General features: G+C 44.7%; 34 protein-coding genes. 32 read left to right on the top strand and 2 right to left on the bottom strand.

Annotation, left to right across the window (positions count from 1 at the left end):
- Window positions 1-281: 281 nt before the first annotated feature.
- From rpsL to rpsJ, 4 genes are all read left to right on the top strand, one after another.
- A complete protein-coding gene (gene rpsL, locus ACY652_RS02735) occupies window positions 282-707 on the top strand; it encodes a 30S ribosomal protein S12 (protein WP_462266408.1) in 426 nt (141 codons plus the stop codon).
- 21 nt (window positions 708-728) lie between these two features.
- Complete coding sequence (gene rpsG / locus ACY652_RS02730) at window positions 729-1196, top strand: 30S ribosomal protein S7 (protein WP_462266407.1); 468 nt, start codon at window positions 729-731, stop codon at window positions 1194-1196.
- A gap of 90 nt (window positions 1197-1286) precedes the next feature.
- Window positions 1287-3398 carry an elongation factor G gene (gene fusA / locus ACY652_RS02725; RefSeq protein WP_462266406.1) on the top strand — a complete coding sequence of 704 codons (2112 nt, stop codon included), beginning with the start codon at window positions 1287-1289 and terminating at the stop codon, window positions 3396-3398.
- Window positions 3399-3556: 158 nt separating this feature from the next.
- Complete coding sequence (gene rpsJ, locus ACY652_RS02720; protein WP_022830652.1) at window positions 3557-3862, top strand: 30S ribosomal protein S10; 306 nt, start codon at window positions 3557-3559, stop codon at window positions 3860-3862.
- Window positions 3863-3942: 80 nt separating this feature from the next.
- Here rpsJ and ACY652_RS02715 read toward each other — a convergent pair whose 3' ends face one another.
- Together ACY652_RS02715 and ACY652_RS02710 are read right to left on the bottom strand one after the other, a co-directional pair.
- Complete coding sequence (locus tag ACY652_RS02715; protein ID WP_462266405.1) at window positions 3943-4098, bottom strand: hypothetical protein; 156 nt, start codon at window positions 4096-4098, stop codon at window positions 3943-3945.
- A gap of 143 nt (window positions 4099-4241) precedes the next feature.
- Window positions 4242-5039: a hypothetical protein gene (locus ACY652_RS02710; protein ID WP_462266404.1), complete on the bottom strand. Its 798-nt coding sequence runs from the start codon at window positions 5037-5039 to the stop codon at window positions 4242-4244.
- Between the two features lie 163 nt (window positions 5040-5202).
- Here ACY652_RS02710 and ACY652_RS02705 point away from each other — a divergent pair, with 163 nt between their 5' ends.
- The 28 genes from ACY652_RS02705 (at window position 5203) to rpsM (ending at window position 19676) form a co-directional block, all read left to right on the top strand.
- On the top strand, window positions 5203-6462 hold the full coding sequence (locus ACY652_RS02705) for an NAD(P)-binding domain-containing protein (RefSeq protein WP_462266403.1): 1260 nt from the start codon (window positions 5203-5205) through the stop codon (window positions 6460-6462).
- Window positions 6463-6497: 35 nt separating this feature from the next.
- Complete coding sequence (locus tag ACY652_RS02700; protein WP_462266402.1) at window positions 6498-6752, top strand: type II toxin-antitoxin system Phd/YefM family antitoxin; 255 nt, start codon at window positions 6498-6500, stop codon at window positions 6750-6752.
- Window positions 6742-7059 (top strand): type II toxin-antitoxin system RelE/ParE family toxin, encoded by a 318-nt coding sequence (locus ACY652_RS02695; protein WP_462266401.1) that lies wholly within the window; start codon window positions 6742-6744, stop codon window positions 7057-7059. The genes ACY652_RS02700 and ACY652_RS02695 overlap by 11 nt, the downstream gene beginning before the upstream one ends.
- Before the next feature lie 226 nt (window positions 7060-7285).
- Window positions 7286-7903, top strand: coding sequence for a 50S ribosomal protein L3 (gene rplC / locus ACY652_RS02690; RefSeq protein WP_462266400.1), 618 nt, complete (start codon window positions 7286-7288; stop codon window positions 7901-7903).
- A 1-nt stretch (window position 7904) separates the two neighbouring features.
- A complete protein-coding gene (gene rplD / locus ACY652_RS02685) occupies window positions 7905-8534 on the top strand; it encodes a 50S ribosomal protein L4 (protein ID WP_462266399.1) in 630 nt (209 codons plus the stop codon).
- 2 nt (window positions 8535-8536) lie between these two features.
- Window positions 8537-8827, top strand: a complete 291-nt coding sequence (rplW, locus tag ACY652_RS02680; protein WP_462266397.1) for a 50S ribosomal protein L23 — start codon at window positions 8537-8539, stop codon at window positions 8825-8827.
- An 8-nt stretch (window positions 8828-8835) separates the two neighbouring features.
- Window positions 8836-9660, top strand: a complete 825-nt coding sequence (gene rplB, locus ACY652_RS02675; protein WP_462266396.1) for a 50S ribosomal protein L2 — start codon at window positions 8836-8838, stop codon at window positions 9658-9660.
- Window positions 9660-9926 carry a 30S ribosomal protein S19 gene (rpsS, locus tag ACY652_RS02670; protein ID WP_462266395.1) on the top strand — a complete coding sequence of 89 codons (267 nt, stop codon included), beginning with the start codon at window positions 9660-9662 and terminating at the stop codon, window positions 9924-9926. Before rplB ends, rpsS begins: the two co-directional genes overlap by 1 nt.
- A gap of 6 nt (window positions 9927-9932) precedes the next feature.
- Window positions 9933-10364, top strand: a complete 432-nt coding sequence (gene rplV / locus ACY652_RS02665; RefSeq protein ID WP_462266394.1) for a 50S ribosomal protein L22 — start codon at window positions 9933-9935, stop codon at window positions 10362-10364.
- Window positions 10365-10371: 7 nt separating this feature from the next.
- Window positions 10372-11268: a 30S ribosomal protein S3 gene (gene rpsC, locus ACY652_RS02660; protein ID WP_462266393.1), complete on the top strand. Its 897-nt coding sequence runs from the start codon at window positions 10372-10374 to the stop codon at window positions 11266-11268.
- 156 nt (window positions 11269-11424) lie between these two features.
- Window positions 11425-11847 (top strand): 50S ribosomal protein L16, encoded by a 423-nt coding sequence (gene rplP / locus ACY652_RS02655; RefSeq protein ID WP_460681185.1) that lies wholly within the window; start codon window positions 11425-11427, stop codon window positions 11845-11847.
- A gap of 129 nt (window positions 11848-11976) precedes the next feature.
- Window positions 11977-12189 (top strand): 50S ribosomal protein L29, encoded by a 213-nt coding sequence (gene rpmC / locus ACY652_RS02650; protein ID WP_462266392.1) that lies wholly within the window; start codon window positions 11977-11979, stop codon window positions 12187-12189.
- A gap of 12 nt (window positions 12190-12201) precedes the next feature.
- Window positions 12202-12456 carry a 30S ribosomal protein S17 gene (gene rpsQ, locus ACY652_RS02645; protein ID WP_462266391.1) on the top strand — a complete coding sequence of 85 codons (255 nt, stop codon included), beginning with the start codon at window positions 12202-12204 and terminating at the stop codon, window positions 12454-12456.
- 1 nt (window position 12457) lies between these two features.
- Window positions 12458-12826, top strand: coding sequence for a 50S ribosomal protein L14 (rplN, locus tag ACY652_RS02640; protein ID WP_462266390.1), 369 nt, complete (start codon window positions 12458-12460; stop codon window positions 12824-12826).
- 1 nt (window position 12827) lies between these two features.
- Complete coding sequence (gene rplX, locus ACY652_RS02635; RefSeq protein ID WP_462266389.1) at window positions 12828-13154, top strand: 50S ribosomal protein L24; 327 nt, start codon at window positions 12828-12830, stop codon at window positions 13152-13154.
- Window positions 13154-13723 carry a 50S ribosomal protein L5 gene (gene rplE, locus ACY652_RS02630; RefSeq protein WP_462266388.1) on the top strand — a complete coding sequence of 190 codons (570 nt, stop codon included), beginning with the start codon at window positions 13154-13156 and terminating at the stop codon, window positions 13721-13723. The genes rplX and rplE overlap by 1 nt, the downstream gene beginning before the upstream one ends.
- On the top strand, window positions 13716-13985 hold the full coding sequence (gene rpsN / locus ACY652_RS02625) for a 30S ribosomal protein S14 (protein ID WP_462266387.1): 270 nt from the start codon (window positions 13716-13718) through the stop codon (window positions 13983-13985). The genes rplE and rpsN overlap by 8 nt, the downstream gene beginning before the upstream one ends.
- Before the next feature lie 164 nt (window positions 13986-14149).
- A complete protein-coding gene (rpsH, locus tag ACY652_RS02620) occupies window positions 14150-14548 on the top strand; it encodes a 30S ribosomal protein S8 (protein ID WP_462266386.1) in 399 nt (132 codons plus the stop codon).
- Window positions 14549-14570: 22 nt separating this feature from the next.
- Window positions 14571-15125, top strand: coding sequence for a 50S ribosomal protein L6 (rplF, locus tag ACY652_RS02615; RefSeq protein WP_462266385.1), 555 nt, complete (start codon window positions 14571-14573; stop codon window positions 15123-15125).
- Window positions 15126-15130: 5 nt separating this feature from the next.
- Window positions 15131-15481, top strand: a complete 351-nt coding sequence (gene rplR, locus ACY652_RS02610) for a 50S ribosomal protein L18 (protein WP_462266384.1) — start codon at window positions 15131-15133, stop codon at window positions 15479-15481.
- Between the two features lie 12 nt (window positions 15482-15493).
- The gene (rpsE, locus tag ACY652_RS02605; RefSeq protein WP_462266383.1) at window positions 15494-16012 is read left to right on the top strand and encodes a 30S ribosomal protein S5; all 519 of its coding nucleotides are present in this window, start codon (window positions 15494-15496) and stop codon (window positions 16010-16012) included.
- A 6-nt stretch (window positions 16013-16018) separates the two neighbouring features.
- Window positions 16019-16198 (top strand): 50S ribosomal protein L30, encoded by a 180-nt coding sequence (gene rpmD, locus ACY652_RS02600; RefSeq protein WP_462266382.1) that lies wholly within the window; start codon window positions 16019-16021, stop codon window positions 16196-16198.
- Between the two features lie 4 nt (window positions 16199-16202).
- Complete coding sequence (gene rplO / locus ACY652_RS02595) at window positions 16203-16649, top strand: 50S ribosomal protein L15 (RefSeq protein WP_462266381.1); 447 nt, start codon at window positions 16203-16205, stop codon at window positions 16647-16649.
- Between the two features lie 7 nt (window positions 16650-16656).
- Window positions 16657-18009, top strand: a complete 1353-nt coding sequence (gene secY / locus ACY652_RS02590) for a preprotein translocase subunit SecY (protein ID WP_462266379.1) — start codon at window positions 16657-16659, stop codon at window positions 18007-18009.
- 14 nt (window positions 18010-18023) lie between these two features.
- Window positions 18024-18818 carry a type I methionyl aminopeptidase gene (map, locus tag ACY652_RS02585; protein ID WP_462266378.1) on the top strand — a complete coding sequence of 265 codons (795 nt, stop codon included), beginning with the start codon at window positions 18024-18026 and terminating at the stop codon, window positions 18816-18818.
- A gap of 63 nt (window positions 18819-18881) precedes the next feature.
- The gene (gene infA, locus ACY652_RS02580) at window positions 18882-19100 is read left to right on the top strand and encodes a translation initiation factor IF-1 (RefSeq protein ID WP_022833270.1); all 219 of its coding nucleotides are present in this window, start codon (window positions 18882-18884) and stop codon (window positions 19098-19100) included.
- Window positions 19101-19107: 7 nt separating this feature from the next.
- Window positions 19108-19224: a 50S ribosomal protein L36 gene (gene rpmJ, locus ACY652_RS02575; protein WP_008506259.1), complete on the top strand. Its 117-nt coding sequence runs from the start codon at window positions 19108-19110 to the stop codon at window positions 19222-19224.
- 74 nt (window positions 19225-19298) lie between these two features.
- Entirely contained in the window at window positions 19299-19676 is a 378-nt protein-coding gene (gene rpsM, locus ACY652_RS02570) for a 30S ribosomal protein S13 (RefSeq protein ID WP_462266376.1), read from the top strand.
- The last annotated feature ends 4 nt before the right edge of the window (window positions 19677-19680 follow it).

Here is a 19680-nt window from a genome sequence, read left to right as displayed (position 1 = left end):
CTGTACCCCTCCCGGCGGCATCGTTTCCCGCAAACAGGTGTTCACAGGTGTTCACGAGTGTTCACAGGCGTTCACGGGTGTTCACAGGCGTTCACGGGTGTTCACACCACCGTGAACGTGAACACCTGCCTGCGCCCTCCGTCCCGCTCCCCGCCACCGCATACCCCGCGCCCTGTCTGCAATAAATATTTCTCCCGCAACCACTTGAAAATCAAAAACAATCTTCGTACTTTTGCAGTCCCGAAATGCGGGCTTAAAAAAAGTAACAATCAAAGGAAGAAATGCCTACTATTCAACAATTAGTTAGAAAAGGTAGAGTAGCTCTGGAGGATAAGAGTAAATCCCCAGCGTTGGACAGCTGTCCACAGCGAAGAGGCGTGTGCACCCGTGTGTACACCACTACCCCTAAGAAACCAAACTCAGCAATGCGTAAAGTGGCCCGTGTGCGCCTAACCAACGGTAAAGAGGTGAATGCCTACATCCCTGGTGAAGGCCACAACCTGCAGGAGCACTCTATCGTGTTAATCCGCGGCGGCAGGGTAAAGGATTTACCGGGTGTTCGTTACCACATCATCCGTGGTGCACTGGATACTTCAGGTGTAAACGGCCGTAACCAGCGTCGTTCTAAATATGGTACTAAACGCCCTAAACCAGGCCAGCCGGCAGCAGCAGCTAAAGGCGCACCAGCTAAAGGCAAAAAGAAATAATTAAAAGGAGGATAGTAAACAATGAGAAAGTCAAAACCAAAGAAAAGGATTCTCCTGCCTGACCCACGTTTCAATGATATCTTGGTAACCAGGTTTGTGAACAATATGATGTATGACGGTAAAAAGTCTACCGCATACGGTATCTTCTACAATGCCGTTGATATTGTAGAGAAAAAAACCAGCGAAAGCGGTTTGGATACCTGGAAAAAAGCCCTGAACAACGTAATGCCCGCTGTAGAGGTAAAGAGCCGCCGTGTAGGTGGCGCCAACTTCCAGGTGCCTACCGAAGTTCGCCCTGAGCGCAAAATTGCCCTGGGTATGAAATGGTTGATCAGCTATGCCCGCCGCCGTGGTGAAAAAACCATGATGGAGAAACTGGCCGGTGAAATCATCTCTGCTGCCAAAGGCGAAGGTGCTGCCGTAAAGAAGAAAGAAGATACGCACAAAATGGCTGAGGCCAACAAGGCGTTCTCACACTTTAGATTCTAATGAGTGAATTTTGAATGAGTGAATGAATGAATTAAGAGTGTGTTAAATCACTCATTCACTCAATCGCTCATTCACTCAATAAATAAAGACATGTCAAGAGATCTTAAATACACAAGAAACATTGGTATTGCCGCTCACATTGATGCGGGTAAAACCACCACTACAGAGCGTATCCTGTATTATGCAGGGGTAAGCCACAAAATCGGCGAGGTGCACGAAGGTGCAGCTACCATGGACTGGATGGCGCAGGAGCAGGAGCGTGGTATTACCATCACTTCGGCTGCAACTACTGTATTCTGGAATTACCGCGACAACAAATACCAGGTAAACGTAATTGATACCCCTGGCCACGTGGATTTTACCGTAGAGGTAAACCGTTCATTACGTGTGCTTGACGGGTTGGTTTTCCTGTTCTCGGCCGTTGATGGTGTAGAGCCGCAATCAGAAACCAACTGGCGTTTGGCTAATAACTATAACGTACCCCGTATCGGTTTCGTGAACAAAATGGACCGCTCCGGCGCCGACTTTTTGAAGGTGGTGAAGCAGGTACGTGATATGCTGGGCAGCCACGCGGTGCCACTGCAAATTCCGATAGGTGCTGAAGATGGCTTCAAGGGCGTGGTTGATTTGATCAACTTCCGTGGTATTGTCTGGAATGAGGCCGATAAGGGTATGACCTTTACCGAAGTGCCGATTCCTGATGATCTGGTAGAGGAAGCAACCGAGTGGAGAGAGAAACTGCTGGAAGCCGTTGCTGAGTTTGATGATACATTGATGGAGAAATTCTTCGATGATCCTACTACCATCACCGAGCGCGAAGTACTGGACGCTTTACGCCAGGCTACCTTAGCCGGTAAAATTGTACCGATGACCTGCGGTTCATCCTTCAAGAACAAGGGTGTACAAACCATGCTGGATTATGTAATGGAGTTACTGCCTTCACCTATGGATTCCAAAGGTGTAATTGGTACCAACCCTAACACCGGCGAAGAAGTAGTGATTAAACCGGATGTAAAAGAGCCGTTTGCGGCTTTGGCATTCAAAATTGCTACCGACCCGTTTGTAGGCCGTTTGTGCTTTATCCGTGTATATTCAGGAAACCTGGAAGCTGGTTCATATATCCACAACATGCGTTCCGATAACAAGGAGCGTATCTCCCGTATCTTCCAGATGCACGCTAACAAGCAGAACCCTATACCTAACGTAGGTGCAGGTGATATTGCTGCGGTGGTAGGCTTCAAGGATATTAAAACAGGCGATACCCTGTGTGATGAAAAGCACCCGGTGGTATTGGAGTCGATGAACTTCCCTGAGCCGGTAATCGGTTTAGCCATTGAGCCTAAAACTCAGGCCGACGTGGATAAACTGGGTATGGCTTTAGGTAAATTAGCCGAAGAGGATCCAACTTTCCGTGTAAATTCAGATGAAGAAACCGGCCAAACCGTAATTTCAGGTATGGGCGAGTTGCACCTGGATATCATTATGGACCGCCTGAAACGTGAGTTTAAGGTAGAGGTTAATCAAGGTGCGCCACAGGTAGCTTATAAAGAGTCAATTAACGGTACTATACAGCACCGCGAAACTTATAAGAAACAAACCGGTGGTCGTGGTAAATTTGCCGACATTCAAATTATTCTCTCCCCTAACGATGAAGGTAAAGAAGGCTTACAGTTTGTGAATGAAATCACCGGTGGTTCTATCCCCCGTGAGTTTATCCCATCTGTAGAAAAAGGCTTTGCCGCTTCTATGGCGAATGGTGTACTGGCCGGCTATCCGTTAACCAACCTTAAGGTACGGTTAATTGATGGTTCATTCCACGCTGTCGATTCAGATGCGCTGTCATTTGAAATTGCAGCTAAATCTGCTTACCGTGAGGCATTGCCAAAATGTAAGCCGGTATTGCTGGAGCCGATCATGAAGATCGAGATTCTTACTCCTGAAGAAAACATGGGTGATGTAATCGGTGACATGAACCGTCGTCGTGGTCAGCTTTTAGGTATGGATACCCGTAATGGTGCCCAGGTCATTAAAGCTACTGTGCCATTGTCGGAAATGTTTGGTTATGTAACCCAGTTGCGTACCATCACTTCAGGCCGTGCTACTTCCACCATGGAGTTTGACCATTATGCCGAAGCGCCACGCAACGTACAGGAAGAAGTGGTTGCCAAATCAAAAGGCAAAACCAAAGGCGTAACTGCATAAGTGAATTTTTGATTATACCTATTGATTTGTGATTTCACAGATTGATTGGTGTAATCTTTAAGATAAAATAAAGCCACTCTAATAAATAGCTCTTAGGGGGCAAATTAAAATCAGTGAAATCACCCCGAAATCGGTGAAATCACAAAAACTAAATCATAATGAGCCAAAGAATCAGAATCAAACTGAAATCTTACGACTACAATCTGGTTGATAAATCAGCCGAGAAGATCGTAAAGACTGTAAAGCCAACCGGCGCTGTAGTAAGCGGACCGCTGCCTTTGCCAACGGAGAAGAAAATTTTCACCGTACTGCGTTCACCGCACGTAAATAAGAAAGCGCGCGAGCAGTTCCAACTGTGCTCATACAAGCGCCTGCTGGACATTTACAGCTCTAACTCTAAAACAGTGGACGCGCTGATGAAACTTGAACTGCCAAGCGGCGTTGAAGTAGAAATCAAGGTGTGACAGTACCGGAAGATTCGGACAACATACAAAAGGCCATCTGCATTGCAGGTGGCCTTTGTTGATTAAAATACTTTAAAAGCTTAGTAGCCCCGGTTGTATCCATTGTTATAATGGTGGTCGCCACGATAACCACGATCATGACGATACGGGCCCCGGCGGCCATCTCTAACTACGCAGCTGGATAATGAGCTGATGAAGGATACAACTAATGCTATGGCGATGATGCTCTTTTTCATGAGGTGAAATTTTATATTGTTTATACCAGTAGGACAAATGGCAAGCCAAAAGGATTAATTAAGCTTTGTAACATTCTGTGATACACAAAAAAAAGCCGTTCTTAAAACGGCTTCGTAATGATGATATAGATGACTGCGTATTATTAATACTCCGGGTTGCCGGTGATTTCTTCTAACTTATTACGGGCAGTTTGCAGGTCGCGGGCCAAACGTTTCTCTTTTTCATTGGATTTGGTCTTATACGTTTTATACTCTTCATCCAGATCATCATACAGTTTGGTGCGGTATTTTGCCTCGCGCCTGTTATTGCCCGATTGCATAATTACTACTGCTGCCGTTGCACCAAATACAAGTACCAGTCCCCACATCAGCATGTTATAAGACGATTTTGACATAGGGATGCCCAGCAGGCTAATGGAATCGGCCTTATTATTGGAAGCATCCAGGCTTTCCTGCTTGGTACTAACATCTGTTTGCAGATCCTTAACCGTTTTGCTTTGCGTGTTCAGGCTGGCCTGCAATTGCTTTACCTTGCGTTTCTGTACTACAATGCTGTCGGTAAGGTTTTTGTAGAAAGCTGAGGCTACCGGGCGCTGGTAGCCGTACAGTTTGGTTAACAAATACTGGTACTGGCCGCTCAGGCTTTTATCGGTAACTGCTGTAGCAGGGGTAACCGGTTGTGTATAAACAACTGCCGGCGTATGATACACGGGTGCAGGTTTGGCATTGGTACCGGTAGTGGGTTTAGTAGCTGCCGGTTTACGTGGGGTAGTGGTACCTGCGGGCTGAGTAAGCCTGTTTTGCAATCTCGGATTCACTATCATGGTTTTGGCAGGTGTGCGTACCGGCCTGGTGCTGGTACTATCCTGAGCCTGGCTGTATAAAGTGCCAAGCGACAGGCATATTAGCGTAAATGCCTTCAAAATGGGTAGCTTATTCATAATCCTGCAAGTTGAGTAGTATTGATGTAAATAAAAAACGGTATAGTTTTATTAGCTAAACTGTTGAACATCAGCACTTCGCTAAAAAAAGTTAAAGCTTTTTACTGGTAACGAATATAAATAGTTTCAATTAATAATAGCTAAAGCTATTTATATTAGTGCAATGAATATTGGATTTATTGGTTTGGGCGATATGGGTAAACTGTATGCTAAAGCATTCGCCAAAGCAGGTTACACCGTTTGCGGCTGCGATTTGCCGGCCCATCGTAACCGGCTGGAGCAGGAACTCAACCCATTACGCATACGCCTGCTTGATGATGGCCGCGAAGTTTCCCGCATCAGTGATTTTATTATCTATTCCGTGGAAGCAGACCGGTTAGGCGGTGTGGTAGCCGAATGTGGCGCTTCTACCAAGTATGGTGCCATAGTGGCCGGGCAAACCTCAGTGAAACACCCTGAAATTGCGGTATTTGAAAAGTATCTGCCTGCCGATGCCAACATCATCACCTTTCATGCCATGCACGGGCCGGGCTTTGAGCCGGCCGGGCAGAAGCTGATCATCATCCCGCACCGGGCCGATGAGGCCGCATACCGCCGGGTACTGGATTTATTTACCGCCGTAGGCTCAGACATTGTAGAGATTGATGATTACCACGAGCACGATAAGATAGTGGCCGATACGCAAGCCGTAACTCATGTAGGTTTTGAAAGTATGGGTACCGCCTGGAGCCATGCCGGGTTCTTTCCCTGGGAAAATGCTTCGTATTTGGGTGGTATTGACAATGTGAAGATTTTAATTACCCTTCGTATATTCAGCTACAAGGCGCATGTGTATGCAGGCTTGGCGTTGCTTAACCCTTATGCCCGCCATCAGGTTAAGGCTTATGCCCGGTCTGAAAGCGAACTGTTTAAGCTGATGATTAAAGAGGAGGAAGCGGCCTTCAGAGAGCGCTTATATCGTGCCCGCGATTTTGTGTTTCACGAAAGCCGGCAATCCATTATGCTGAACGATAAGGTAATGCAGGAGTTTTCTCTGCATGACAATGCCGGCCTGCGCAAGCCCAACTCGCACCTAAGTATTTTGAGTATGGTTGATGCCTGGCATAATTTGAATGTTAACCCTTATGACAACCTGATCTGCCAGACGCCGCCTTTCCGCCTGCGGCTGGGTATTGCTGAATACCTGTTTAAAAACGAAGACCTGCTGGAAGAATCCATCGAAACGGCATTGTATGACAAAACTATCCGGGGCGATGATCTGGAATTTCATTCCGCCGTACGCGAATGGTCATCTATTATTGGCTATGGAGATATTGAAGGCTACAAAAAGCACTTCAATCAGGTGCAATCCTTTTTCAGCCACCGTTTGCAGGACGGGCGGGAGCAGAGCGGGGAATTGATTAAACGGTTGATGGAGGAGTAAATATTTGTGCACTTGTACTTAAATAGGTACTTAATATGGAGGTGTTGAATTATACCGAAATTCGCCAAAATCTGCCCAAAAGCTTGGATAAGGTGAATGATGATGCGGAGATTGTAATTGTATCGCGTAGTAAGAGGAAGAATGTAGTAGTGATGGACCTGAATGAGTACAACGCAATAAAGAAAAAATCTATATTGAGCGATTTGGACGAAGCTGTAGAATTTGTTGAAAAGCACAAAGCCGGTACAATAAAAGCCAAAACAATAGAGCAGCTTTTAAATGAGCTATAGTACTATTGTAACACTACCTTTTGAGCGTGAACTTAAGCGGCTTGGTAAAAAGCATGCTTCATTAAAAGCGGATTTATCCAAGCTTAGTATTGATTTGCATAATAATCTAATACAAGGCAAATCATTAGGTAATGACTGCTGCAAAATACGGCTGGCCATTACATCTAAAGGAAAATCGGGTGGTACCCGCATAATTACCTATGTCAGATTACTAAATGATGTAATCTACTTGCTCGCTATATACGAAAAGTCAGAAAGCGAGACAATTACTGATAAAGAAATTGCTGTGCGCATTGGTAGCTTGTAAGGCTACGTTACGTAACACGCAATATACTTTTGTATAGATACAGGTGCAAAATCAGCACACACTTCAAAAAGCACAGATAAAATTTCACCCCATATTTATTTTCAAATTATTGTATAACTGTTTGAAAATAAGTATAAAAATCCTATCTTTGCCGACCCTTTTGGGGGCAAAACGCCTTGAACGAAGCCCTACTGCTTCGATGGGCAATTAAACAAATTAAATTAAAATGTCAGGAATCATTGGTAAAAAAGTAGGAATGACCAGCATTTTTGATGAGGCAGGGAAGAATATTCCTTGTACGGTAATCGAGGCTGGTCCATGTGTGGTAACGCATGTAAAATCTGTTGAAACAGACGGTTACGCTGCTGTTCAGTTAGCGTATGACGAAAAGAAAGAGAAGCACACTTCTTCTCCGTTGAAAGGGCATTTCCAAAAAGCCGGTACTACGCCAAAGCGTAAGATGGTGGAGTTCACAACCTTCGAAGACGAAAAAGCATTGGGTGACACCATAGGTGTTGACCTTTTTGCCGTTGGCGATTTTGTGGATGTGGCAGGCACTTCAAAGGGTAAAGGTTTTCAGGGTGTGGTAAAGCGCCATGGTTTTGGTGGTGTGGGTATGCAAACCCACGGCCAGCACAACCGTTTGCGTGCACCAGGCTCACTGGGTGCGTCATCATGGCCATCACGCGTATTTAAAGGTATGCGCATGGCAGGTCAGATGGGTAACGTACGCGTGAAAGTTCAAAACCTCGAAGTAGTAAAGGTATTTGCCGAGCAAAACCTGCTGGTAGTTAAAGGCTCCATCCCCGGAGCTAAGGGTTCATACGTAATCGTGGATAAGTAAGATGGAAGTTAATGTTTTCAATGTATCAGGACAAGAGACAGGTGCCAAGGTGCAACTTCCTGATGCGGTGTTTGGCATCGAGCCAAACGAACATGCCGTTTATCTTGACGTAAAGCTATACTTAGCTAACCAGCGTCAGGGTACACACAAATCAAAGCAGCGTAATGAGATTGCTGGTTCAACCCGCAAACTGTACAAGCAAAAAGGTACCGGTGGTGCCCGTGCGGGTAGCGTAAAGTCGCCTTTGTTTAATGGTGGCGGCCGTGTATTCGGTCCGCAACCGCGCGATTATAGCTTTAAACTTAACAAAAAATTAAAAGCACTGGCACGTAAAACAGCGCTTACCTATAAAGCTCAGGACAACAGCATTGTGGTTTTAGAAGATTTTAGCTTTGATACCATCAAAACTAAAAATTATATAAAGCTGGTTGCCGACCTGAACCTGGGTAACGAAAAGACTTTACTGGTACTGCCTGCTGCCGACAACAATGTATATTTATCAAGCAGAAATCTGAAAAAAGCGAAAGTGATTACTGCCGACCAGCTGAATACTTATGACGTATTAAATGCCGGTAAGCTGTTATTAACCACAGGTTCTGTTAAAACTCTGGAGGAAGCGTTTGCTAAGTAATTATGGAAATTTTAAAGAAACCCTTACTTACTGAAAAAGTAGCCCAGCTGACCGAGAAACTGAACCGTTATGCTTTCAAAGTAGATCACAGAGCTAACAAAATTCAGATCAAAACAGCTATTGAAGCTATGTACGGTGTTAATGTTAAGGCAGTAAACACCATGAAATATTCTGGTAAACTTAAAAGTCGCAATACTAAGGCGGGTATGGTTTCTGGCCGTGCCGCTACTTACAAGAAAGCGATTATCACGTTGAAGGATGGTGAAACAATTGATTTTTATAGCACAATATAAAAAGAGAGATGGCAGTAAAAAGATTTAAACCGGTAACCCCGGGTACCCGCTTCAGAGTGGGCGCTGACTACTCTGACGTAACTACCAACGTTCCTGAGAAATCACTGGTAGTTGCAATTAAAAGGTCAGGCGGACGTAACGATTCTGGTAAGATGACCATGCGTTACATTGGTGGCGGACACAAGAAAGCCTACCGTATCATTGACTTTAAACGTAACAAATTTGACATCCCTGCAAAGGTTGCCACTATTGAATACGATCCTAACCGTTCGGCACGTATTGCCCTGTTGCATTATGCCGATGGTGAAAAGAGATACATGATTGCCCCTACCGGCTTAACTGTTGGTCAAACTGTATTGTCTGGCCAAACTGTACCGCCCGAAGTAGGTAACACCATGCCGCTTAAAGGTATTCCGTTAGGTTCTATCATTCACAACATTGAGTTAAACCCCGGCCAGGGCGGCAGTATTGCCCGTTCGGCAGGTACGTACGCTCAGTTGAGTGCCCGCGATGGTAAATATGCAATCATCAAATTGCCTTCTGGCGAAACCCGTATGATTCTGGCTACCTGCCTTGCCACCATTGGCTCAGTATCAAATGCTGAGAAAGCCAATGAGGTGTTAGGTAAGGCCGGCCGCAAGCGCTGGTTAGGCCGTCGCCCACGCGTTCGTGGTGTTGCCATGAACCCGGTAGATCACCCTATGGGTGGTGGTGAAGGCCGTTCATCAGGTGGTCATCCACGCTCACGCAAAGGCTTGCTGGCTAAAGGTTACAAAACCCGCGACAAGAAGAAATCATCAGATCGTTACATCATTGACAGAAGGAAGAAATAATGGCACGTTCAATTAAAAAAGGGCCTTATATAGATCATAACCTGGAAAGAAAGGTTACGACTTTAAACGATACCAACAAAAAATCGGTAGTTAAAACATGGTCACGCCGTTCCATGATTTCTCCTGACTTTGTTGGTCATACATTCGCCGTACACAACGGTAATAAGTTTATCCCTGTGTATGTAACAGAAAATATGGTAGGTCACAAACTCGGCGAGTTTGCACCAACCCGTACATTCCGTGGTCACGCAGAAAAGAAAAAATAACCCGCAATGGAAGCAACACAAAAAGTTAAAAAATCTGTCCTAATCCGGCAGCGCAAAGAGCAGGAAAAAGCTCAGCAAGGCGGAGCTTCTGCTGCACGGTTACAAAACTGCCCTACCTCACCTCGCAAGATGCGTTTGGTAGTGGATCTGATCCGTGGCGAAAACGTTGAAAAAGCGTTGAACATTTTAAAGTTCACTAACAAGGAAGCAGCTATCCGCGTTGAAAAACTTTTACTTTCAGCTATTAAAAACTGGGAAACTAAAAACGAAGGTCAGCGTGTGGAAGACAGCAGCCTGTATGTTAAAGAGGTTTCAGTAGGTGGTGGCCGTCAGTTAAAAAGATTACGCCCTGCGCCTCAGGGCCGTGGGTACCGTATCCGCAAGCGCTCAAACCACGTGCACCTGGTAGTAGATAGTAAAACAACCGTTAGCAATTAATTTAAAAATGGGACAAAAAGCACATCCAATAGGTAACCGCTTAGGCATCATCAGAGGCTGGGATTCTAACTGGTTCGGTGGCAACAACTACTCCGATAAATTAGTTGAAGACGAAAAAATCCGTAAATATCTTTCTGTACGTATCGCTAAAGGCGGCGTGTCAAAGGTAGTTATCGAGCGTACTTTAAAACGTATTACTGTTACTATACATACTGCCCGTCCGGGTATCGTTATCGGTAAAGGCGGCCAGGAAGTGGATAAGATCAAAGAAGAGTTAAAAAAGCTGACTAAAAAGGACGTTCAGATCAACATCTTTGAAATTAAACGCCCTGAGCTTGATGCACAATTGGTAGCCGAAGGCATTGCCAAGCAGTTAGAGGCCCGTATCTCTTTCCGCCGTGCCATGAAAACCTCTATCGCATCAACTATGCGTATGGGTGCCGAAGGTATAAAGATTATGTGTTCAGGCCGTTTAGGCGGTGCTGAAATGGCACGTACCGAGCAGTACAAAGAAGGACGTATCCCATTGCACACTTTCCGTGCTGATATTGATTATGCTTTAGGCGAGGCCTTAACCACCTATGGTAAAATTGGCATCAAAGTGTGGATTTGCAAAGGCGAAGTTTACGGCAAGCGCGACTTGAGCCCGAACATCGGTTCAACCAGCAGCGCAAGCGGTAAAGGTGGCCGTCCGGAAGGTGCAGCAGGCTTTGGCGGTAATGACCGTGGCGGTAACGACCGCAGAGGCGGTGGTGATCGCAGAGGCGGCGGTAACAACAACCAGCGTGGCGGAGGTAACAACCGTCCGGGTGGTGGCGGAGGTAACAATCGTCCAGGTGGTGGTGGTGGCTTCAACCGTCCGGGTGGCGGTGGTGGCGGCAGCCGTCCGGGTGGTAACAGATAATTAATATAGAGATACGGGATGTTAGATTTGAGATATGAGAATAGCTTGAATCTAACATCAAAATCAAATAAAGAACTTAAGTTTTAAAAGGATAGGAGAGAACAGGCAGGGGGAGCAATCTCACATCTCATATCTCATATCTCAAATCTTAAAAAAATGCTACAGCCAAAAAGAACGAAGTTCAGAAAGATGCAAAAAGGCAGAATGAAGGGTATGGCCACTCGTGGTGCAGAACTTTCATTCGGTTCTTTCGGTATAAAATCACTCGAACCGGCCTGGATTACCAGCCGCCAGATCGAGGCTGCACGTATTGCTGTAACACGTTTTATGAAACGTGAAGGCCAGGTATGGATCAGGATTTTTCCTGACAAGCCTGTAACCAAAAAACCAGCAGAAGTACGTATGGGTAAAGGTAAAGGTGCGCCCGAATACTGGGTAGCCGTAGTGCGTCCGGGCCGCATCATCTTCGAAGCCGAAGGTGTGCCGCTGGAAGTAGCTAAAGAAGCTATGCGCCTTGCCGCTCAGAAGTTACCGGTACAAACCAAATTCGTAACCCGCAGGGATTACGTAGAAGCGTAAAATGGTAGCTGCAGGTGGTAAACAGTAAATTGATTACCTGCAGTGTTTAATAAACAACTTGTAAGTTGTAAGTTGTGAGTTCAGGCCGGACTTGCAACTCACAACTTGCAGCATACAACAAGTAACAGAATGAAGAACTCAGAGATCCAAGCCCTCTCAACTGAAGATTTGACGGCTAAATTGGGTGAGGACAAAGCCAATCTTACTAAAATGAAATTTGCACACGCAGTTTCAGCGATTGAAAATCCGAACCGCATCAAAAACCTGCGCAGAGATATTGCCAGAGTTAGCACCGAATTAACTAACCGTAAAGCAGCAACCGCTACTGAGCAGCAACAATAACACGTGGACATCATGGAAAGAAATTTAAGAAAAACACGTATCGGCTTAGTGGTTAGCAACAAGATGGAAAAATCTATCGTGGTTGCGGTTGAGCGTAAGGTGAAACACCCCATTTATGGCAAGTTCGTAAACAAAACTGCCAAGTTTATGGCTCACGATGAGCAGAACACCTGTGGTGTTGGCGATACCGTATTGATTATGGAAACCCGCCCGCTAAGCAAGAACAAAAACTGGAGATTAGTTCAAATATTAGAAAAGGCGAAATAAGATGGTACAACAGGAATCAAGACTGACCGTAGCCGACAACAGCGGAGCCAAAGAAGTATTGGTAATACGCGTGCTGGGCGGCACCGCGAAGCGTTACGCTTCGATAGGCGACAAGATCGTAGTTACTGTAAAAAGCGCTTTGCCATCAGGCAACGTTAAAAAAGGTACTGTATCAAAAGCCGTAGTAGTAAGAACTAAAAAAGAAATACGCAGAAAAGACGGATCATACATCCGTTTTGATGATAATGCAGCTGTATTGTTAAATAACCAGGACGAGCCGAGAGGTACCCGTATCTTTGGCCCTGTTGCAAGAGAACTGCGTGAGAAGCAATTCATGAAAATTGTATCATTAGCACCGGAGGTACTGTAACATGGAAAAGAAAGTAAAATTTAAAATCAAAGCAGGCGATCAGGTTAAGGTTATTGCCGGTGATGCAAAAGATGCAACCGGTAAGGTAACTAAAATTATCACCGAAAAGAACCGCGTTATTATTGAAGGCGTTAACATGGTATCTAAGCATACCAAGCCAAACGCTGCCAACCCTCAGGGCGGTATTATAAAAAAAGAAGCTGCTATCCACATTTCTAATGTGGCGCTTATTGATGCCAAAGGCGACATTGTTCGTGTAGGCCGCAAAAAGAATGATGCAGGCAAATTGGTTAGGGTATCAAAAAAATCAGGGGAGGAAATTAAGTAATGGCTTACGTACCAAGATTAAAATCAAAATACAAGGACGATATCCGCACTGTACTGAAAGACAAGTTTCAGTACAAAAGCGTAATGCAGGTGCCTAAGCTCGAAAAAATTGCCATCAACCAGGGTGTAGGCGCTGCTACCACTGATAAAAAACTGATTGATACCACCATTAGCGAGTTAAGCACCATTACCGGACAAAAAGCGGTAGCTTCACGTTCTAAGAAAGATATTTCAAACTTCAAGTTGCGTAAAGGTATGCCGGTAGGCGTGCGTGTAACCCTACGTGATAACAACATGTATGAATTTCTGGATCGTTTGATCTCAGTAGCCCTGCCACGTATCCGCGACTTTAAAGGTATCAATGATAAAGGCTTTGATGGCAAGGGTAATTACACCCTGGGCATTACTGAGCAAATCATCTTCCCTGAAATTAACATCGATAAGATCAGCAAAATTCAGGGTATGGACATTACCTTTGTAACTTCGGCACAAAACGATGTAGAAGCGTTAGAATTGCTGAAACAATTTGGTTTACCATTTAAAAATCAAACTCCACAACAAAATGGCTAAAGAAGGTATCAAAGCGCGTGAGCGCAAACGTGCTGCGTTAGTAGCTAAATATGCTGATAAGCGTGCGGCTTTAAAAGCAGCCGGCGATTATGAAGCTTTAGACAAATTGCCTAAAGCCGCCTCTCCGGTAAAATTACACAACCGTTGTAAATTAACCGGCCGTCCCCGCGGTTATATGCGCCAGTTTGGTATCTCACGTGTTACATTCCGTGAAATGGCATTGGCCGGTAAAATACCGGGAATAAAGAAAGCCAGCTGGTAATCAGCAGCTTCTTAAAGCTTAATAAGAATTTGAAAGTCAAAAATTTACCTGCCTATGCAAGTATTGACTTTTAAATTCTTATTTTTGCATTCCGATTTTTTGAACTCACCGACGAAAGGTCATCCGGATGGTCCGGAAAGGAAACCGTCGTCATAATTTATATAATGAATACAGATCCAATCGCAGATTATCTTACCAGAGTAAGGAATGCTATTAAAGCCAACCACCGGGTTGTTGAAATTCCTGCATCTAATCTGAAAAAGGAAATCACCAAGGTGCTTTTCGACAAAGGTTACATTGCAAATTACAAATTCGAGGATAACGGTCCTCAGGGCTCTATCAAAGTAGCTTTGAAGTATCATCCGGTAACCAAAATCCCGGCTATCCGCACCATCGAACGCATCAGCAAACCAGGTTTACGTAAATATGCAGGTTCAGACAATCTGCCGCGCGTATTGAACGGCCTGGGTATCGCCATCCTTTCTACTTCTCATGGAGTAATGACTGACAAGGAAGCACGTCAGCAAAATGTAGGCGGCGAAGTGTTGTGCTTTGTTTATTAATCACTAAAAAGAATTTGAAACAATGTCAAGAGTAGGAAAAGCACCTATCGCTATACCTCAGGGCGTTACCATAAGCGTTGCCAACAACGTGGTAACGGTAAAGGGCCCGAAGGGAGAACTGCAGCAAGACGTGGACAGTGACATTACTGTTGCACAGGAAGACAGCAATATCGTTGTCAGCCGCCCGTCAGACCAAAAGCGTCATAAAGCATTGCACGGTTTGTACCGTGCCTTAATCAACAACATGGTTGTTGGTGTAACCACTGGTTACAAAATAGAGCAGGAACTGGTAGGTGTGGGTTACCGCGCTACCAACACTGGTAATACCTTAGATTTAGTGCTGGGTTATTCACACCACTATGTATTCCAGTTACCGCAAGAAATTAAAGTTTCCACTACTGCTGAAAAGGGTAAGAACCCAACTATTATTCTCGAATCTATCGACAAGCAATTGATCGGACAGGTAGCGGCTAAAATCCGCTCACTGCGTGCACCAGAGCCTTATAAGGGTAAAGGTATCAAGTTTGTTGGTGAAGTGTTAAGAAGAAAAGCAGGTAAATCAGCATCTAAAAAATAATCGTCATGACAGGTAAATTAACAAGAAGAGACAGAATAAAAAAAGGAATCAGAAAGCGTATTTCAGGTTCTGCAGAACGTCCGCGCTTGTCAGTGTACAGAAGCAATAAAGCAATTTATGCGCAGATCATTGACGATGTAACCGGTACAACTTTAGTTTCAGCTTCCTCAATGTCTAAAGACTTTGAGGCTAACGGAACCAAAAGCGAGCAATCAGTAGCCGTAGGTAAACTGGTGGCCGAAAAAGCGATTGCCGCCGGTATTAAGGATGTAGTATTTGATAGAAATGGTTACCTGTACCACGGCCGCGTAAAGCAATTAGCCGAAGGTGCACGTGAAGGTGGTTTAAATTTCTAAACTTAACAGAGAATGTCAACATTAAACGTAAAGAAAGTAAAAACAAGCGAGATCGAATTAAAAGACCGCTTGGTAAGCATACAACGCGTTGCCAAAGTAACCAAAGGCGGCCGTACCTTCAGCTTCTCTGCTATTGTGGTAGTAGGTGACGAAAATGGTGTGGTTGGCTATGGCTTAGGCAAGGCAAAAGAAGTAACTGAAGCGATTGCCAAAGGTGTGGATGATGCTAAAAAGAACCTGGTAAAAGTTCCTATCATCAATAATACCATCCCTCACGAGCAAATCGGTAAGTTTTCAGGTGGTTTTGTTTTCATCAAGCCAGCCGCTAACGGTACCGGTGTAATTGCCGGTGGTGCTATGCGTGCTGTATTAGAGTCAGCCGGTGTGCACAACGTATTGGCGAAATCGAAAGGTTCATCAAACCCGCACAACGTGGTTAAAGCTACGGTAGCAGCATTGTCGCAACTGCGTGATGCGAATACGGTAGCGCAGCAGCGTGGCGTTAACTTAGGTAAAGTATTTAACGGATAATCAGTCATGGCGAAAATCAAGATAACACAGATTAAGAGCGTGATCGATAGAAACGAGCGCCAAAAAAGAACCATCGAAGCTTTAGGTTTGAAAAAGATCAACCACAGCGTAGAGGTAGAAGCGAACCCTGCCATCATCGGCATGATCCGGAAAGTAAATCATTTGGTAGCAATTGAAACCCTTTAATACCATGAATTTAAGTAATTTGAAACCTGCACAAGGTTCAACCAAAAATAGAAAAAGAATTGGCCGCGGTACGGGCTCAGGCCATGGCGGTACATCAACCCGCGGCCACAAAGGCGCCGGCTCACGTTCAGGAACTACCACTAAGGTAGGTTTTGAGGGAGGACAGATGCCATTACAGCGCCGTTTGCCAAAGGTGGGCTTTAAAAACCCTAACCGTGTAGAGTATGTAGCTTTAAACCTGGATGCCTTGCAGCAGTTAGCCGACAACTTTACTTTAAACAGCATCAACTTTGACACCCTGCGTGAGCACGGGTTGGCTTCTAAAAATGATAAGGTAAAGATTTTAGGCCGTGGCGAGTTAAACGCAAAGTTAGACGTTCAGGCTCATGCCTTTTCGGCTACAGCACAAAAAGCAATTGAAGCCGCAGGCGGTTCCATCGTAAAGCTGTAAATTTTCAATGAAAAACTTCTTCACCACATTATCCAATATCTGGAAAATTGAAGACTTAAGAGTGCGTATCACCAACACACTCTTATTTCTTTTAATCTATCGTGTAGGCTCTTATGTAGTATTACCCGGTGTAGTTAGCTCAGCGCTTAACAACCAAAAAGCCAAAGAAGGCTTATTAGGTTTATTAAATATGTTTGCCGGCGGCTCATTCTCCCGTGCATCCATTTTTGCATTGGGTGTAATGCCGTACATTTCTGCTTCTATTGTGGTGCAGTTGTTAGGCATCGCAGTACCTTATTTTGCCAAGCTGCAAAAGGAAGGTGAAAGCGGCCGTAACAAAATCAATAACTGGACACGTGGCCTTACCGTAATCATTACTGCCTTACAGGCCGTTGGTTACGTAAAATCACAGGTGCCCGAAAGCGCTATTAATCCTAACATCAGCCAGTTTACTTTCAACCTGCTGTCCATTTTCGTGTTAACCGCAGGTACACTGTTTGTAATGTGGCTGGGTGAAAAAATTACCGATAAAGGTATTGGTAACGGTATTTCCTTAATTATTATGGTAGGTATCATTGCCCAGTTGCCCGGTGCTATTGTTAGCGAGTTCAGCTCACGTGTTACTGCAAACGGTGGTGGTGTGTTGTTGTTCATTGTAGAAATACTGGCTTTAGTAGGGGTAGTAATGTTCACTATACTGGTGGTGCAGGGTACACGCAAAATTGCTGTTCAGTATGCCAAGCGTATTATTGGCAACAAGCAATACGGCGGCGTACGTCAGTACATTCCGTTAAAGGTCAATGCTGCAGGTGTAATGCCGATCATCTTCGCACAGGCGCTGATGTTCATTCCGGCTACCATCTCTTCATTTTCACCAAGCCTGGCTGCTAACAGTGTTATCATTTCCTTGTCTAACTATACTTCATGGTTACACAATGCTGTGTTTGCTGTGCTGATTATCCTGTTCACTTACTTCTACACCGCCATAACCGTAAACCCACGGCAAATGTCGGAAGATATGAAGAAGAACAATGGCTTTGTACCCGGTGTAAAGCCAGGCGATGCCACTACCAGTTATATTGACGATGTAATCAGTAAAATTACTTTACCTGGTTCCATATTTCTGGCTATCATTGCTATTATCCCGGCTATCGCCAACTTAGCTCACATCAACAGTGTGTTTGCCCGTTTCTTTGGCGGTACTTCGTTGATCATCCTGGTGGGTGTGGTATTAGATACCTTACAACAAATTGAAAGTCATTTACTGATGCGCCATTATGATGGTTTGATGAAAACCGGACGTGTTAAAGGCCGTACTGCTATCCCAACGGCTGCAGGCACTGTTCCCCCGGCTATATAGTCATTCATTAGATAATGGCTAAAACTCTTCATTATAAGTCTGCAGAAGAAATTGAGCTGATTCGCGAATCAGCTCAATTAGTTTCTAAAACCCTGGCCGAGGTAGCGAAAGTGATTTCCCCGGGCATAACTACCATTGCGTTAAACAAACTGGCGGAAACCTTTATCCGCGATCACAAAGGCGTTCCGGCTTTTCTTAATTACAACGGATTTCCTTACTCGCTTTGCATATCTCCTAACGAACAGGTAGTTCATGGTTTTCCCGGCACCAAGGAGTTAAAAGAAGGCGATATCTTGTCTGTAGATTGCGGTGTTATACTAAACAAATACGTTGGCGACTCAGCTTATACATTTGCGGTAGGTGAGATCAGCGTTGAAACCCAACGTCTGCTGGACGTAACTAAAGAATGCCTGCGCCTTGGCGTAGAAAAAGCGGTTACCGGTATGCGGGTGGGCGACATTGGTTACGCCGTACAGGAACATGCGGAAAAGAACGGTTATGGCGTTGTAAAGGAACTGGTAGGGCATGGTGTGGGTTTTAAACTGCATGAAAAGCCTGATGTGCCTAATTACGGCAAGCGCGGTTCGGGCATGAAACTGGAAGAAGGTTTGGTGATTGCCATTGAGCCAATGATTAATGCCGGTAAAGCCGGTGTGAAATTCTGGAGCGATGGCTGGACGGTTTCTACTGTAGACAACAAGCCTTCGGCACACTTTGAACATACGGTAGCTGTAAAGAAAGGGCAGCCCGATATTCTCTCTACTTTTTCATACATTGAAGAAGTTTTGCAACAAAAACAAATAAATTAAAAATAATTGTTTACTTTTGCATCCCGAAATATAGCGGGATAATACAGTAATAATCAGTAAAATATGGCTAAACAATCTTCGATCGAACAAGATGGTACAATCAGGGAGGCATTGTCAAACGCAATGTTTCGTGTTGAGCTTGAAAACGGTCATGAGATTATTGCGCATATATCCGGTAAGATGCGTATGCACTACATCAAAATTTTACCCGGCGACCGGGTAAAGCTGGAAATGAGCCCATACGATTTAACCAAAGGCAGAATAACCTACAGATATAAATAATAAAGAGATGAAAGTTAGAGCATCCATTAAAAAGCGCAGCGCTGATTGTAAGATCATCCGCCGCAAGGGCAAACTTTACGTAATCAACAAAAAGAACCCTAAGTACAAACAACGTCAGGGTTAATTAAAAACATAGCGTGATTGATTGTACAACGGTGGCCCAGCCGTTCGGTCTCACATTAAAAGCAACTTACAAACATGGCACGTATTTCAGGTATTGATTTACCAAGAAACAAAAGAGGTGAAATTGGTTTAACCTACATCTACGGTATCGGCCGTTCAACTGCACAAAGCATTTTGAACAAGGCAGGTATCGATGTAAATACCAAAGTACAGGATTGGTCTGATGATCAGTTAGCGGCTATCCGTGGTATCATCAACGACCAGGTTAAAGTAGAAGGCGCGCTGCGTTCTGAAGTTCAATTGAACATTAAGCGTTTAATGGATATCGGCTCTTACCGCGGTACCCGCCATCGTAAAGGTTTGCCTCTACGCGGCCAGCGCACCAAAAACAACTCGCGTACCCGTAAAGGTAAACGTAAGACTGTTGCCAACAAGAAAAAAGCTACTAAATAATTAA

Source organism: Mucilaginibacter sp., assembly GCF_965200995.1.
Classification (GTDB): Bacteria; Bacteroidota; Bacteroidia; order Sphingobacteriales; family Sphingobacteriaceae; genus Mucilaginibacter.
The sequence above is the reverse complement of the archived record's forward strand: the minus strand, read 5'-3'. Positions and strand labels throughout refer to the sequence as shown.

Excerpts from the sequence above, each read along its gene's own strand:
- rpmC (WP_462266392.1), top strand. The coding sequence starts at position 11,977 with ATGAAGAACTCAGAGATCCAAGCCCTCTCAACTGAAGATTTGACGGCT.
- ACY652_RS02705 (WP_462266403.1), top strand. The coding sequence starts at position 5,203 with ATGAATATTGGATTTATTGGTTTGGGCGATATGGGTAAACTGTATGCT.
- rpsE (WP_462266383.1), top strand. The coding sequence starts at position 15,494 with ATGTCAACATTAAACGTAAAGAAAGTAAAAACAAGCGAGATCGAATTA.
- rpmJ (WP_008506259.1), top strand. The coding sequence starts at position 19,108 with ATGAAAGTTAGAGCATCCATTAAAAAGCGCAGCGCTGATTGTAAGATC.
- rplP (WP_460681185.1), top strand. The coding sequence starts at position 11,425 with ATGCTACAGCCAAAAAGAACGAAGTTCAGAAAGATGCAAAAAGGCAGA.
- rplC (WP_462266400.1), top strand. The coding sequence starts at position 7,286 with ATGTCAGGAATCATTGGTAAAAAAGTAGGAATGACCAGCATTTTTGAT.
- rplD (WP_462266399.1), top strand. The coding sequence starts at position 7,905 with ATGGAAGTTAATGTTTTCAATGTATCAGGACAAGAGACAGGTGCCAAG.
- rplN (WP_462266390.1), top strand. The coding sequence starts at position 12,458 with ATGGTACAACAGGAATCAAGACTGACCGTAGCCGACAACAGCGGAGCC.
- rpsH (WP_462266386.1), top strand. The coding sequence starts at position 14,150 with ATGAATACAGATCCAATCGCAGATTATCTTACCAGAGTAAGGAATGCT.
- rplF (WP_462266385.1), top strand. The coding sequence starts at position 14,571 with ATGTCAAGAGTAGGAAAAGCACCTATCGCTATACCTCAGGGCGTTACC.
- rpsS (WP_462266395.1), top strand. The coding sequence starts at position 9,660 with ATGGCACGTTCAATTAAAAAAGGGCCTTATATAGATCATAACCTGGAA.
- rplW (WP_462266397.1), top strand. The coding sequence starts at position 8,537 with ATGGAAATTTTAAAGAAACCCTTACTTACTGAAAAAGTAGCCCAGCTG.
- rpsN (WP_462266387.1), top strand. The coding sequence starts at position 13,716 with ATGGCTAAAGAAGGTATCAAAGCGCGTGAGCGCAAACGTGCTGCGTTA.
- rpsG (WP_462266407.1), top strand. The coding sequence starts at position 729 with ATGAGAAAGTCAAAACCAAAGAAAAGGATTCTCCTGCCTGACCCACGT.
- rplE (WP_462266388.1), top strand. The coding sequence starts at position 13,154 with ATGGCTTACGTACCAAGATTAAAATCAAAATACAAGGACGATATCCGC.
- rplX (WP_462266389.1), top strand. The coding sequence starts at position 12,828 with ATGGAAAAGAAAGTAAAATTTAAAATCAAAGCAGGCGATCAGGTTAAG.
- rplO (WP_462266381.1), top strand. The coding sequence starts at position 16,203 with ATGAATTTAAGTAATTTGAAACCTGCACAAGGTTCAACCAAAAATAGA.
- rplB (WP_462266396.1), top strand. The coding sequence starts at position 8,836 with ATGGCAGTAAAAAGATTTAAACCGGTAACCCCGGGTACCCGCTTCAGA.
- ACY652_RS02715 (WP_462266405.1), bottom strand. The coding sequence starts at position 4,098 with ATGAAAAAGAGCATCATCGCCATAGCATTAGTTGTATCCTTCATCAGC.
- ACY652_RS02710 (WP_462266404.1), bottom strand. The coding sequence starts at position 5,039 with ATGAATAAGCTACCCATTTTGAAGGCATTTACGCTAATATGCCTGTCG.
- rpsM (WP_462266376.1), top strand. The coding sequence starts at position 19,299 with ATGGCACGTATTTCAGGTATTGATTTACCAAGAAACAAAAGAGGTGAA.
- rpsL (WP_462266408.1), top strand. The coding sequence starts at position 282 with ATGCCTACTATTCAACAATTAGTTAGAAAAGGTAGAGTAGCTCTGGAG.
- secY (WP_462266379.1), top strand. The coding sequence starts at position 16,657 with ATGAAAAACTTCTTCACCACATTATCCAATATCTGGAAAATTGAAGAC.
- ACY652_RS02700 (WP_462266402.1), top strand. The coding sequence starts at position 6,498 with ATGGAGGTGTTGAATTATACCGAAATTCGCCAAAATCTGCCCAAAAGC.
- infA (WP_022833270.1), top strand. The coding sequence starts at position 18,882 with ATGGCTAAACAATCTTCGATCGAACAAGATGGTACAATCAGGGAGGCA.
- ACY652_RS02695 (WP_462266401.1), top strand. The coding sequence starts at position 6,742 with ATGAGCTATAGTACTATTGTAACACTACCTTTTGAGCGTGAACTTAAG.
- fusA (WP_462266406.1), top strand. The coding sequence starts at position 1,287 with ATGTCAAGAGATCTTAAATACACAAGAAACATTGGTATTGCCGCTCAC.
- rpmD (WP_462266382.1), top strand. The coding sequence starts at position 16,019 with ATGGCGAAAATCAAGATAACACAGATTAAGAGCGTGATCGATAGAAAC.
- rplR (WP_462266384.1), top strand. The coding sequence starts at position 15,131 with ATGACAGGTAAATTAACAAGAAGAGACAGAATAAAAAAAGGAATCAGA.
- rplV (WP_462266394.1), top strand. The coding sequence starts at position 9,933 with ATGGAAGCAACACAAAAAGTTAAAAAATCTGTCCTAATCCGGCAGCGC.
- rpsJ (WP_022830652.1), top strand. The coding sequence starts at position 3,557 with ATGAGCCAAAGAATCAGAATCAAACTGAAATCTTACGACTACAATCTG.
- rpsC (WP_462266393.1), top strand. The coding sequence starts at position 10,372 with ATGGGACAAAAAGCACATCCAATAGGTAACCGCTTAGGCATCATCAGA.
- map (WP_462266378.1), top strand. The coding sequence starts at position 18,024 with ATGGCTAAAACTCTTCATTATAAGTCTGCAGAAGAAATTGAGCTGATT.
- rpsQ (WP_462266391.1), top strand. The coding sequence starts at position 12,202 with ATGGAAAGAAATTTAAGAAAAACACGTATCGGCTTAGTGGTTAGCAAC.